General features: G+C 56.4%; 9 protein-coding genes. 3 read left to right on the top strand and 6 right to left on the bottom strand.

Annotated elements, in window-relative coordinates; all coding sequences use genetic code 11:
- Positions 1 to 6: 6 nt before the first annotated feature.
- Genes tssM through RS584_RS12125 form a run of 5 tightly spaced genes read right to left on the bottom strand, consistent with a single transcriptional unit; the run spans position 7 to position 7,279 of the window.
- Entirely contained in the window at positions 7 to 3,627 is a 3,621-nt protein-coding gene (gene tssM / locus RS584_RS12105) for a type VI secretion system membrane subunit TssM (RefSeq protein WP_045335080.1), read from the bottom strand.
- A 2-nt stretch (positions 3,628 to 3,629) separates the two neighbouring features.
- Entirely contained in the window at positions 3,630 to 4,868 is a 1,239-nt protein-coding gene (locus RS584_RS12110) for a DotU family type VI secretion system protein (protein ID WP_003859963.1), read from the bottom strand.
- 17 nt (positions 4,869 to 4,885) lie between these two features.
- Positions 4,886 to 6,229, bottom strand: coding sequence for a type VI secretion system baseplate subunit TssK (gene tssK, locus RS584_RS12115; RefSeq protein WP_015570328.1), 1,344 nt, complete (start codon positions 6,227 to 6,229; stop codon positions 4,886 to 4,888).
- A 28-nt stretch (positions 6,230 to 6,257) separates the two neighbouring features.
- Positions 6,258 to 6,761, bottom strand: coding sequence for a type VI secretion system lipoprotein TssJ (gene tssJ, locus RS584_RS12120; protein ID WP_032103578.1), 504 nt, complete (start codon positions 6,759 to 6,761; stop codon positions 6,258 to 6,260).
- Positions 6,762 to 6,784: 23 nt separating this feature from the next.
- Complete coding sequence (locus RS584_RS12125) at positions 6,785 to 7,279, bottom strand: hypothetical protein (protein WP_006810964.1); 495 nt, start codon at positions 7,277 to 7,279, stop codon at positions 6,785 to 6,787.
- Positions 7,280 to 8,207: 928 nt separating this feature from the next.
- On the opposite strand from RS584_RS12125, the gene RS584_RS12130 reads away from it, so the two are divergent.
- Complete coding sequence (locus RS584_RS12130) at positions 8,208 to 9,188, top strand: GlxA family transcriptional regulator (RefSeq protein WP_315747957.1); 981 nt, start codon at positions 8,208 to 8,210, stop codon at positions 9,186 to 9,188.
- Between the two features lie 78 nt (positions 9,189 to 9,266).
- Positions 9,267 to 10,277, top strand: a complete 1,011-nt coding sequence (gene gap, locus RS584_RS12135; protein WP_033486825.1) for a type I glyceraldehyde-3-phosphate dehydrogenase — start codon at positions 9,267 to 9,269, stop codon at positions 10,275 to 10,277.
- Between the two features lie 87 nt (positions 10,278 to 10,364).
- On the opposite strand, the gene RS584_RS12140 is transcribed toward gap, so the two are convergent.
- Positions 10,365 to 11,702 (bottom strand): carbohydrate porin, encoded by a 1,338-nt coding sequence (locus tag RS584_RS12140; protein ID WP_315747958.1) that lies wholly within the window; start codon positions 11,700 to 11,702, stop codon positions 10,365 to 10,367.
- Positions 11,703 to 12,139: 437 nt separating this feature from the next.
- Here RS584_RS12140 and RS584_RS12145 point away from each other — a divergent pair, with 437 nt between their 5' ends.
- Positions 12,140 to 13,822, top strand: a complete 1,683-nt coding sequence (locus RS584_RS12145; RefSeq protein ID WP_150326175.1) for an alpha,alpha-trehalase — start codon at positions 12,140 to 12,142, stop codon at positions 13,820 to 13,822.
- Positions 13,823 to 13,845: the final 23 nt, after the last annotated feature.

Raw genomic sequence — 13,845 nt, forward strand, 5'->3', positions numbered from 1 at the left:
TTGCGGTTATGGGCATGAGAAACGGGGAAGCTGGAACGGGTTGCGGATGCTGTTCGGGGCAAACTCCAGCGTGACCTGATGTCCGTCGACGTTGAAGGTCGCCTGACGGCTCAGGCTACCCGCGCCAGGACTGGTGCGCGCTTTGTCGAAAAAGCGGTTGAGCGCCCAGGAACCGTTGGTCACCAGCGTTGCGGTGCTGCCATTGGTCAGACCGAGCTGCATACGCACCTGGTTCGTCCCGCCCGGCCCCGGCCAGTTCATGATCTGCACCGCCTGCGGACCGTGGCTGTAGCGCAGCAGCTGGCCGTCCACGTCCAGCGTCAGGTTCAGAATGGTGTTGTCCATCCGCACGGTGCGCACCGTCACCCTGAAGGATGGCGTGGTCGCGCCGTTGGCAAAGAAGGCATCGCGGACAGACTGCGCCTGCTGGAACGGACGCAACAGCCCTTCGCTGCCCGGCAGCGTTTTACCGTCGATGCCCGGCATAAAGCGCCAGTTCGCCTGGGTGGTGTCCACCTTGTTGGTCAGGTTGTCGCGGAAAAAGGTGTCCATCAGTCCGGTGCCCGGCGCGAACATGCGGGCGAGATCGTCCGGCGTCACCTCGGTGCTGGCGCTGCGCACCAGTGGATAACGCCCGGCAATCGCCTGACGGCAGAACCCACCCACTTCCACGTTAATGCGCTTACGCACGTTCTCCAGATCGCGACGCTGGGTATCGCTGCTGGCGCCGACGGCCATATTGCTGAACATGGTTTGCAGCCCGCCCGGCAGACGTCCCGCGCTGGCTTGCAGGCGGCTGATTGCATCACCGCCCGGCGCAGGCATACCGCTGTTTGCCGCATCCTGAACGGCGGTCAGGTAGCGATAAAGCTCGTCAACCTGCTTAAGAAAATCGTCAAAGACGATGGTCTTGCCACCCTTCTCCAGCGGCTGCGCCAGCTCAATCATCGGCGCATAGTGGTCAGTCACCAGTTGTTCAGGCGCCTGCGTCACAACCGCGCCCTGCGTCGGGGCGTTGTCACCGTTGCTGAACAGCGCTTCCAGCGTGCGGGTGGCGCGGTTGCTTTGGTCTTCCGCTTTCTGCGCATCTTCCGGCGCAGGCGCAGTGCGCGACAGGGTCAGCACCTTGCTCAGGTTAAGCACCAGACGGCGCAGCGGCGAGTTGGTGCCTGAAAGCAGGCGCGCGGTGTTGATGCGCTGGGAAAGATCGGCGCTGTTGTTGAGCTGAATGTCAGCGAGAAAGCGATCCCAGTTGACGATAAAGTCGCGCATGTAGAGCTGGCGCACGGCGTTGTCGATCTGCTGTTTATCTTCCTGGGCGGTGGTCGCTCCCAGTACCCAGGCGTCGTCCTCGTGCAGGGCGGTGGTCACGCTGTCGATCTGGTCGTTGAAGCTCTTCCAGTAACCGTCCGGCGTATAGAGGCCCGGTACGCCTTCACTCACCGGCTTGCCGCTTTTACGGGAAAACACCAGCTCGCTCTGCGGGCCGCCGAGATCTGAAAGCGAAACCGGCTTCAGGTTCTCATCATGCTCCAGCAGACGTTTCAGGCGGCCATATACGCGAGTTGAGAGCGGCTGCTGGTTGATAAGCGCCCTTTCACGTGCCACCAGATCCTCATCCTGCGCATACGGTGAAGCCTGAATTTTTGGCTCCAGCAGCTGCGTCAGGTGCCATTCCAGCTCCTGAAGCTGCGCCTGCGTCACGTTCTGCGGCAGGTTGCGTTGCAGGTTGAGCATCACCCACGAGTGCAGGAATTTGCCGTCATAGTGCTTCGGCTGATAGAGCATCTGATAGGCTTTCAGCGCCTCGTAGCTGTACTCCACGTCGCTGCCGTTGTCGTTGCGCAGCCAGGTGGTAATGTGCATCGCCACGGCGGGCAGCAGCATCTGATCCAGCGCCTTCTGGTACAGAGACTGCGAGGCATCGCTGACGTCATCCCCGCGATAAAGCCCCATGCGGCGGGAAACCGGCGGGTCGTTAACGTCGAAGGCATTGCTTTTCGGCAGATCCACCAGGCTGTTAAGCAGCGGCAGAAGTGCAAACAGATCGCGCTGGGGCTGGTTTTGCAGCGCCTTGCTCTGCTGCTCCAGCATCGGCACTTTTGCGTCCACTTCTTCCAGATAGGCTTTATTTTTGGCGTAGCTGGTCAGCCACAGGCCACCCAGGATCACCAGCAGGGCCAGCAGCGCCGCGTAGCCGGACCACATCACGGCGCGGTTGCGCAGTTCCCACCAGCGGTTTTCCCCGGCGATGCCCGCTTCCTGGAAAATCACGTTTTGCAGCAGGTTTTTAATGAAGAAGCTTTGGCCCTTCGCGCCCGGGATCGGCGCCTCTTTGCTCACCGAATCCCAGCGCGTGCTTTCCCCCCCTTCAGGTAAGGAGAGCGCGCGATTCAGCTCGCCCATCACGCGGTCAAACGGCATCCCTTCCTGAGTGCCGCTGGCAAAGTAGATGCCGCGCGGCGAAAATTCGGTTTCGAAGTTTGAGCGAGCAAAGACCGTGCTCAGGTAGTCAGCCAGCAGCGGACGCAGCGCGGCGAACTCCTGCGGGAAGAGATAGGCTTCCGCACGGGTTTTGGCGTCATGCTCTTTGAGCATGGTTTCCGGAAGGCCAGCATCCAGACGCTGTTGCAGCAGGGAAAATTCCTGCTGGAAGTTGCCCATCAGGTCGTAATCGGCGTGTTTGGTCTGCTCCCACGGCAGCGTAAAGCCCCAGATCTGGTCGCGCTGGGCTTTGTCGTAATCCGCAAACCAGGCGCGGAAGCCTTTAAGCAGGTCCGCTTTGGTCACCATCACATACACCGGGAAGCGAATACCCAGCTGTTCATGCAGCTCGGAGAGACGCTGGCGCAGGTTGACCGCCTGCTGGCGCGAGGCCTCAGCGGACTGCGAAAGCAGGTCGGAAATGCTGATGGTGATAATCACGCCGTTAATGGGCTGGCGACGGCGGTATTTACGCAGCAGGTTGATAAATTCCAGCCACTCCCCGGCGTCCTGAACCTGCTCGCTCTCCTGAGTGGTGTAGCGCCCCGCGGTATCCAGCAGAACCGCCTCGTTGGTAAACCACCAGTCACAGTTGCGCGTGCCGCCAATGCCGCGCAGCGCGGTTTTACCGAAGCGATCCGCCAGCGGGAATTGCAGCCCGGAGTTGGCCAGCGCGGTGGTTTTACCTGAACCCGGCGCGCCAATAATGACGTACCACGGCAGCTGATAGAGGTACTGTGTGCTGAAGCGCTGCGTCCACTGCGCGCCATGTCCCGCTTTGCTGAAGTGGGCTTTTTTCAGCATCTGGGCGGCTTCATCGAAACGCCCGGCAAGGATCTGCTCCTCGCTGTTCAGACGTTTCTGCGGATCGGCCGCCTCCGGGCTGGTGGTATTTTCGTTGAGCTTGTCCATCAGCTTACGGTTCAGCCAGGCGTTATACAGCCGCGGCAGAATGTGGCTCTGGGCCCAAATCAGGTAGACCACCGCAATGCTGATGACGCGGTTCTGCTCTGATTCAAGGGGCCGGGTATCCACGATGGACAACAGCGGGCCAATCATCCAGATGACCGCCGCGAGCGCCGTTACGCCCAGGAAGCTCCACAGAATGCGATTGGTCAGTATAGAAAGTAGAGTTGTCAGCATCCTTAGTTTCCTTGCGGCAATCCGTTCAGCTCGGCCTGGGTATTGTCAGGCGATACCAGCAGCGTAATCTCTACGCGGCGGTTACGGGCGCGATTTTCAGGCGTGGTGTTAGGCGCTACCGGGTTGATCTCACCCCGCCCTTCGGCTTTGACACGCTCAGGCTGTGAGAGGCTACCCTGGAGCTGTTTTTGCACCGAACGGGCGCGCTCAAGCGAGAGTTCATAGTTGGAGGCGAAGCGTGCGCTGCGGATCGGCACGTTGTCGCTGTACCCCACCACCAGAATTTTGCCGCTGACGTTATTCATCGCCTGGGCGATGCGGTCGATGACCGGCTCATAGCGATCGCGCACCACCGTTGAGGCCGAGGCAAAGAGTCCGTCCCCTTTCAGGATCACCACGCTGCGATCCGCCTCATCCTTAACGGCCACCAGACCGGCATCAATTTCTGGTTTCAGGAAGCCGCGCAGGTTCAGCACCGCCGGCAGCTGACGCGCAGGCTGCTGGATCGTGGTTTCCGGCAGTTGGGACTGGTAAATTTTCGCCAGCACCGGGCTGGTGTTATCACCCAGACGCCAGTTCAGCACGATATAGAACAGGCAGGCGATAAAACCGACCAGCGCCACGCACGCCCAGAGTGGGATCATCGGCCGCCAGAGCTTGCGCAGAACGGGGCGATCTTCCGGGTGCGGCGAGAGCGGCGGCGGATAGCTGCCGCGCACGCCACGGATCATCTGCCACAGGCGCTGTTTGATGGTTTCAAGCTGGGTCCGGCCATTGTCCAGCACGCGGTAGCGGCCTTCAAAGCCGAGCAGCAGACAGTAGTTGATCATCTCCAGCAGCAGAATGTGTTCGCGCGGATTCTGCGACAGACGCGCCAGCAGCTGGAAAAACTTCTCACCGCCCCAGGTTTCGTTATGAAACGTCACCAGCAGACCATTGCTTGACCAGACGCCGCTGCTTCCCCACGGGGTCAGCGCGGCGGCTTCGTCCAGCGCCGTGCAGAGGCAGTAGCGCGCGCCGACAATCACTTCATACGGTAAGCCCGCCTGCTGGCATCGCACTTCGAAACGGCGAATTTCGTCAATCAGGCGCTGGCGCAGCCCGACCTGATCGTCGTGGGAAACCGAATGACGGATTTGCGGAATCGCATTGAGCAGCGGATTGGCGGCCGCCACCAGCTGATTGTTCCCACTGGCTCCGGTAAACACGGCATCACTGCCGGTATCCTGTCGTTCCTGCATATTAAGCGCTCGCTTTATTATTCTGTCGGGCTACGGATGGCCCAGAACTCCATATCGAGACCCGGGAATTCCCCTGCGAGATGCAGCGCGAATGCCCCGGACTTGTCCATCTCGTGCCACAGTTCGCTGCCCCTCTCGAGCTCGAAATAGCTGTAGCCTGCATGCCACGGGATCTGCGGCGGCGCGACGGGCATTGCCCGAAGCATGATGCCCGGCAGCTGGAGCTGAACCAGATCGCGAATTTTCGACACTGGCGCAACCTTCATCTGGGCAGGGAAATGGGTTTGCAGGTGTTCGCCGGGGACATTGGCTTTTACCGCCAGCACGAAGCCAAATTCGCGGACCATGCTGGTCTCCGGCACGGTGGCGATGTTCAGCCCGTGGGAGCGTTCGTGCAGCGGCAGCTGGATGGCATGATCTTCCATGACCAGCGACAGCCCCTGACGCAGCATCAGCATCAGTTTGCTGAAGCAAACGGCGAGATCGTCATGGTCGTATACCGGCAGTATGCTCTCTGCGGTACGCTGCGGCGTCCAGGTGGCGAGCTCCGTGGCAAACGGCAGCCAGCTGCGCCAGAGCGCTTCAGGGTGAAGCAACGGCAGCGTTTTTAAATGTGAGACGTCGCCAAGGTGGCGGTTGATCAGCGAGAGAAGCGTGAACTCAACCATCTCGGACGTATTGAAACGCCCCGGCTGGCGCAGTCGACCGCCGATCTGCTGGCTACGCTGCACCAGCAAGCCGTGCAGGTCATTGATCATACCGTACAGCTGCGGGCTGTTATTGGCGTTCAGCATTGGCGGAATGTAGCTGTTATCCAGCCGCACGTGGTTGTCGTTGCGCTTTTCGGTAACGTACGCCACGCCGATGGCAGTCCATTCTGCCGTCAGATCTTTCTCCAGCATCAGGGTCAGACGCAGGCGGCCAAACTGGACCGTCGCCTCCCCGACCGACATGGCGTTGTCGTCTTCCACCTCTTGTTCAAAGGTAATAAAACGCGCCAGAGAAGACTGCTCCTCGCTGAAAATCACCTCTTCACGGCCACCGCGACGAACCGGCAGCGCAAGCACCACCTTTTCATTGGTGAGATTATCGGGGATTTTTAGCGGAGCCGGACCGTTGCGGTCGCTGCGAACCTGGAAAAAGGTGCCGTCAGGCAGCAAACCGCTACAGTAGCTCAGGGCAATACACCCCTGGCGTAGCATCGCTTCATCCAGCTCAAGGTCGAGAAAGCCCCAGAGATACGATCGCTGCAAGGCCCCCCACTCACGAACGTGGTTGAGGAGGTAGCTTTCTGTCCGCTGAAAATGGTGGGGACGCAGGAACATGCCCTCGGTCCAGACGACCTTTTCTGCTTTCGTCATGATGATCTCTTTCCTGTTATGAAGGGCGTTACTGGCTGATGACCCGGATACCATTTACGTCAAGAAAGACGCTGGCCTGGAGTTCATCTGCGGACCATTTCCAGAACTGGTAAATCGCGTTTTCGCCGGGAACAGGCAAAGGAAGTGAGACGCGCCATTTTTTGCCGTCCAGCGCCTGGTATTCCGCCATCACGCCGATATAGCGCGCTTCCGGTGAGCTTTGTCCGCTCAGGGTTTTCGAAAGCTGGCCCGGCATCAGGAAGAACACATCGCTGTTCAGCAGATTCGCGCCAAGCGTGGCTGACGCGTTGTTCTGTAAGGAGTAGAAGTCACTGGACATGAAATCCGCATCGGATTTCAGCAGCAACACTCTGACCTTAAGCGGCGCAGAATCATTGATTTGAGGATGAGCCTGAAACTGAAGATTGTAGCGGGAGGGGTCGCTGTGTGAAGACGACGAACAACCACCGATCAGCGCAAGAATCAACGCAAAAAAAGGGAACCACATCCGATGAAAATTTTTATTATTCATAAAAATATGCTCGTGAAACCCGTTTAGTTCAGGATCCAGGTACCGTTCGCGCTGTCTTTGCAGGCTTTGCTGTTGCCATCGACATCAACACAGGTGGTTTTCTTACGCGCTTTCGGGCGCAGTGCCTGTTTACGCACGGTGGCTTCGTACTGGTCAGCCTTGATCACGGCACGCATCGGCACATAACCAATCAGCTGTTCACTCCCTTCATCGGCCAGCGCCATCCAGAAATGTTCAACCTGCCCCAGCACAACGTAAGTTTTGCCGGTCTCAAGCGTACGGATCACTTTTCCGCCGTAGTCAGGACGGCTCATCAGGGATGCCGGGTACATGGCACGGTACGGTTCATTCACCTGAGTGAACTCCGCCGGAGGGGTAACAGCGTGACGGTGCGTCAGCGTGATGCCATTCACCTGGCTGGTCACAATCGTATCATCGGTGATCGCTGGTTTCTGCGGCGCCTTACAGCCCGCCACCGCCATAACAAACAGAAGTGATAACAATACGCGCAGTTTCATATGCTTTTCCGTAGCGATATTTAGAGGATGAAGAGAGGGGATAAAATTTGACTTAGGTGCTATTGTTAAAATAGTCAGGTTTTTCCGGGGCGTTACTATTATTTGGGCATAGCTACCGCACGAGCCTTGAGAATAAGGCCCAGCGTAATCCTGACATATTTTGACAAACGGTAAGCAAGTTTACATGAGCTGGTCACCTTTTCAATATTTCCTTTCTCTCTACTACTGTTTAATGAAGCAACCGCCCCACCCTGAGATTAATCTGAAAAATACACAAGTCATGCAACACCATGATTTAAAAACAAAAATATACAAAAGAGAACCATTATCACTAACGTAACATCGCTATTTTCGCCACTACCATAATTAGTAGAATGGAGAATTTTTCAGTTGCGCATGAATATATTTCACATGAATTATTTAATGTATTGATAGCATCTCTACAAAACTCAGGGACGCCATCCCAGCGAATTAAGAAAACATAGTAAGGATCGAGAAATTAATTTCACGCCACAAATTAACTTTATGCTCCCTCTTTCTGACGGTAATTTTTTCTCTTCCGGGTCGTATGAATAATTAAGCCTCACTACAATTTCATTCACCAGAGCATTGCTTAAAATATAACCACACCCTCCCGAATGGCGGATAAAAACGCTGCTTTCGCCTGGCGAATTCTATTTTGTATTTTATCGTCACTACACTATCGCTTGCTTTTCTTCATTGCGACGACTTATTACTAACATGATGAAAATTTGTTATGCGTTCTTTGCTTTTCCTGGCCATAGCTCGCAGCACGAGCGGCAAAGACAGTGTAGTTGGGGTACAAAAGACGTGCCGTGGCCAGCATCGGGCGTTTGAACAGAACCGTGGATCATACAGTCAACGCTCTCCTCTTGACTTATTTTGTGATAAAGGTACTTTTCAGGACATGAAGAAGATCCTGATTATCGTTCCCGATGGTGGCATGTTGTTTGAGGCCGCCGGTATCGCCGACATTCTGATGCAGGCCAACCGGCTGCACCCGGACGGCTTTGCGCAGCCCCGCTACCGCATCATTATCGCCACCACCCAGCCTCATCTGGTGATCCACGGCCAGTCCGGCTTGAACCTGCTGGCGGACTATCGCCTGCCGGAGCTGGATCCGCGCGAGCCGCTGGACACGATCATCATTACCGGCCGCGGCATGAATGAGCTGGAGAGCACCGCCGTGGTGGACTGGCTGCACCTGGCCGCGCCGCATGCGCGACGCGTCGCCTCTGTCTGCGGCGGGGCCTTGCTGCTGGCACAGGCCGGATTGCTCGATGGGCGCCGGGCAACGACCCACTGGCGGCTTCTGGAAACCCTGAAAACCCGCTATCCTGCGGTCAACGTTGAGGGTGGCCCGCTTTATGTTCAGGATGGCCCCGTCTGGACGTCCGGCGGCGTCAGCTCCGGGTTTGACCTGACGCTGGCGCTGGTGGAGGATGATTACGGCTTCACCCTCGCCCGCAATGTGGCGCAGGATATGGTGATGTACCTGCGTCGGCCTGGCGGCCAGCTACAGTTCAGCCGCTATAATCTGGAGCAGTCTGGCGCGACCGGACCCGTCAGCGAACTGCAAAGCTGGATCCTGCAAAACCTCACCGCAGATTTGTGCGTCGAAAGGCTGGCCGAACGGGTCGCCATGAGCCCGCGCAACTTCACCCGCGTGTTCACGCATGACGTGGGCGTGCCTCCGGCCCGTTATGTCACCGAAGCGCGCCTGGCCGCCGCCCGACAGCTTCTGGAGCAGACCCAGGATCCGCTTGAGGTCATTGCCGAAAAAAGCGGGTTTGGTACCAGCATCAACCTGCGCCGCGTTTTTGAAAAGCAGCTTCATCTCACGCCGGGCGAATACCGCCAGCGCTTCCACTGCCGCAGAATGGCGTAATATGATCCTTTTTTGTCATTTACGCCATCTGACCTGACGCCTACAGTAACTCCAGACAACACAGATAAGGAGTGCATCATGGTTAAGGTCGGTATTAACGGTTTCGGCCGTATCGGACGTAATGTCCTGCGCGCGGCGCTGGGCAACCCAGATCTCCAGATTGTGGCCATTAACGATCTGACGGACAGTAAAACCCTCGCCCATCTGCTGAAATATGACTCTCTGCTCGGCACGCTGCCGGTGCCTGTGGAAGCGGCGGACGGCGCGCTACAGGTTGACGGGCAACGCATCACCGTATTCAGCGAACGCGACCCGGCAAACATTCCGTGGAAAGACGCTGGCGTTGAGGTGGTAATCGAAGCCACAGGCTTCTTCACCGAACGTGAAAAAGCGGCGGTGCATATCACGAGCGGCGGCGCAAAACGCGTCATTATTTCCGCCCCGGCTAAAAATGATGATCTGACGGTGGTAATGGGTGTGAACCACACGCTGTACGATCCGGCCCAGCATTTTGTGATCAGTAACGGGAGTTGCACCACTAATGGTCTGGCGCCAGCGGCGCAGGTGCTGCACCAGCAGTTTGGCATTGAGCACGGGCTGATGAACACCACGCATGCCTACACCAACAGCCAGGCGCTGCATGATCAGCCGGAAAAAGATCTGCGCGGCGCGCGCGCGGCAGCATTATCCATTGTGCCTTACTCCAGCGGCGCGGCAAAAGCGCTCGGGAAAGTGATCCCCGAGCTGGACGGTAAACTCACCGGGTATTCTCTGCGCGTGCCGGTTCCGGTGGTGTCGATTGTCGATCTGACGGTGACGCTGAGCCGCAACGTAACCGCCGAAGAGGTGAATGACGCGTTCCGTCAGGCTGCCACCAGCGGGCCGTTGAAAGGCATCCTGGGCTACAGCGATGAACCGCTGGTCTCCAGTGATTATCAGGGCGACCCGCGCTCATCCATCATCGACGGGCTTTCAACGCTGGTTATTGGCGGGAATATGGTGAAGATCCTGTCGTGGTATGACAACGAATGGGGCTTCTCCAACCGTCTGGTGGATCTGGCGGTGCTGATGGATAAGAAAGGGTTGTAGCCGATCGCATTGCCGGGTGACGCTTGCGCATACCCGGCCTGCAAAATGGCCCCTCTGCCTGCTAACAGGGGGGCATCATGACACTCTTCAGAAATAATATTTAAACCGCACACGACCGCCATAACGATCGTCGTTCTTATCGCTTCCCTTTTTCGGCGACGCGTTCACCCACGAAGCGTAGGCACCCAGGTAAATGTTAAAGTTCTTCATCTTCATTACGTTGGGAATAAGGTATGACGCATGGACAGTGTGAATATCATACTCACCCGGATCGGTGATCCAGCAATCATTCTCACACTCTGCGTCAAAGGTTGAAGTGTTAAATTCGTCGATTTCGTTATGCGCATAAATATAGCCCAGCTCAGCGTTACGCCACAGGGCATTGACGCCGGAGGTGAAGTCCGTTTCGTCTGCGGCGTCAAGATACGCTGTGTTGAGATTCACGACTATGCCATCCTCAGGATCGGCTTTCAGACCATCCCAGGTCATGGTGAATCCGTAACCGGTGCGGTCAGACTGATCGACCCAACGACCCGCGTCATCCCGATAGCCATAAGCATTGTTGACCAGCTTGGTTTCCATGGCGACGGCCGTTGAGAACGGGCCGTCCTGCCACGAAATAACTGGCCGGACATAGGCGACGTTCTTATCATTTTCCAGTTCCGCGCCATGGTAGCGCTGGTCGACGTACAGATCGCTGCCGTCTTTGAACAGCGTATTCAGCTCGAAATACCAGTTATCCAGCGTTTTACTCATCAGGAAGTTACCGCCGCTGTCGGTACGGCCACGCCCCTCTTTCAGCATATAAATGTAACCATAGCCGTCGCTATAAAGATCGTCCGCTGTATTGCCTGAGTATTCAACAAAGGTATCCTGGTTGAGCGGGAACATATCGTAGGCTTCAAAACGTCCAACTTTAATTTCCCAGTCGTTTTCTGCGCCAAAGAAAAATACCGCATCATCAAGGTACATTTGCCCTGCCAAATCGCCCAGTGGTTGTACAGAAAATCCGGAAAAATGGCCGTTATCCATTTTTCGATAACCATCAAACCCCAGCAAAATACGACCATTAATATCCCACCGTTCTTTATCTCCCGGCGCCCAGTCGCTATTAGCACTTTGCTTAACAGAAGTCAGACTGCCGGTTTTGCTGGCAGCATCCATATTAAATTCCACATCGCCATAAAATTTTATATCTCCAAAGCCCGAAAGCGTCAGCTTCGGTGGTGCGTCTTTATTGACGGGCTCTTCTGACTGGACGACCACGGGAGCAGCCTGCTGACTGGCCGCCTGCTGTTGTTTCAACGCCTCGATTTGCGCCTCCAGTTGCGCCAGTTTTTCATCTACGCTCGTCGCGCTTTGTGCCGCAAAAAGAGAGCCAGAACAGAGTGCCCCCACGAGGACAACCATTTTTTTTAATTGCATAGAATCCATCCTGAAATAAAAGTGAATACCCAAAGTGATGGGCCACTCTATTTCGTCTAAATGTTTTTCGGCAGGCTATTATGTTTTTTGTTATGTCGGTTATGTTTTTTACTTTGTGTGACCTTCACGGAAAGTTATTCGCGGAATGTAATAAAGAAACACAACCCCGTTCACAGAATTAAAAAAGGTTGCAACCCATAAGCCTGGTCAATATTCATAGTGTGCCCTGACAGGATATTTAATTAAAATCATTCCCCAAAAAACATTCCCCGAGTAAATAGTTTTCGGCGCGCTTCTCACGTCCGGGCGCGGCGGTAAATTGTCTGGTAATGCGCAAAATGGGATATCTAACACGCGAAGCGGGCAATATTCGTCTAAGGTTTTCAGGTGATTGACGACAGCGGTGACGCTGCCCAGCGACGAATGGAGATGAACCGATGATAAAAACTCGAATGCTACGCCCTGGCTTGTTACACCTTACGTTGGCAGGCGCCCTACTCGGTGTTACCGCATTTGGTTATGCTGAAGACCAGCCAACGAGCCAGCAAAGCTCACCTGATATTCTCCTTGGCCCCCTCTTTAATGAAGTACAGAGCGCCAAACTGTTCCCGGATCAGAAAACCTTCGCGGATGCCGTTCCCAAAAGCGACCCGCTAACCATCCTGGCGGATTACCGGATGCAGCATACCCAGTCCGGTTTTGACCTGCGCCACTTCGTGGAGATGAACTTTATCCTGCCGAAGGAAGGTGAGAAATACGTTCCCCCTGAGGGCCAGAGCCTGCGCGAACACATAGACGATCTGTGGCCTGTACTGACCCGCACCACTGACAAAGCGAACAAATGGGACTCCCTCCTGCCCCTGCCAAAGCCCTATGTCGTGCCGGGTGGACGCTTCCGCGAAGTCTATTACTGGGACAGCTATTTCACCATGCTGGGCCTGGCCGAGAGCGGCCACTGGGATAAGATCGGCGACATGGTGGACAACTTCGCTTACGAGCTTGATACCTGGGGCCATATCCCTAACGGTAACCGCAGCTACTACCTGAGCCGCTCTCAGCCGCCGTTCTTCTCGCTGATGGTGGAATTGCTGGCCACGCATGACAGCAACGCGTTGAAGAAATACCGTCCGCAGATGGAGAAAGAGTACGCTTACTGGATGGAGGGGGCTGATGGGCTCCAGCCTGGTCAGGCGAACAAACGCGTGGTGAAGCTGGATGACGGCTCGATCCTCAACCGCTACTGGGACGATCGGGACACGCCGCGCCCTGAGTCGTGGCTGGATGACGTGACCACCGCCAAAAATAACCCTAACCGTCCGGCCACCGAAATTTACCGCGATCTGCGCTCTGCCGCAGCCTCGGGCTGGGATTTCAGCTCCCGCTGGATGGACGATCCACAGAAGCTGGGTACCATCCGCACCACCAGCATCGTGCCGGTGGATCTGAATGCGCTGATGTTTAAGATGGAAAAACTGCTGGCCCGCGCCAGTCAGGAAGACGGCGATAACGCCAGTGCAAGTAAATATGACGCGCTGGCCTCCGCACGTCAGAAAGCCATGGAGAGCCACCTGTGGAACGATAAAGAGGGCTGGTATGCGGATTACGATCTGAAAACCGGGAAGGTGCGTAATCAGCTGACGGCCGCAGCCCTCTTCCCGCTGTACGTGAAGGCCGCATCACAGGATCGCGCCGATAAAGTGGCCGCAGCCGCGTCGTCACGCCTGCTGAAACCGGGCGGTATTTCTACCACCACCATCAACAGCGGGCAGCAGTGGGATGCGCCGAACGGCTGGGCGCCGTTGCAGTGGGTAGCGGTGGAAGGGTTGCAGAACTATGGTCAGCAGAAAGTGGCGATGGACGTAACCTGGCGTTTCCTGAAAAACGTTCAGCATACCTACGATCGCGAGAAGAAACTGGTTGAGAAGTACGATGTCTCTTCGACCGGTACCGGCGGTGGCGGCGGTGAGTATCCGTTGCAGGACGGTTTCGGCTGGAGTAACGGCGTGACGCTCAGGATGCTGGACATGGTCTGTCCGAAAGAGAAGCCGTGCGACAGCGTACCGGAGAATCAGCCTGCGGCAAACGATGATGTTGCACCTGCGAAACAGGCGGCGCAGTAGCGCCCCTCACCCTGACCCTCTCC

It is taken from the genome of Enterobacter sp. DTU_2021_1002640_1_SI_PRY_ASU_LCPMC_013 (assembly GCF_032389435.1).
GTDB classification, from domain to species: domain Bacteria; phylum Pseudomonadota; class Gammaproteobacteria; order Enterobacterales; family Enterobacteriaceae; genus Enterobacter; species Enterobacter hormaechei_C.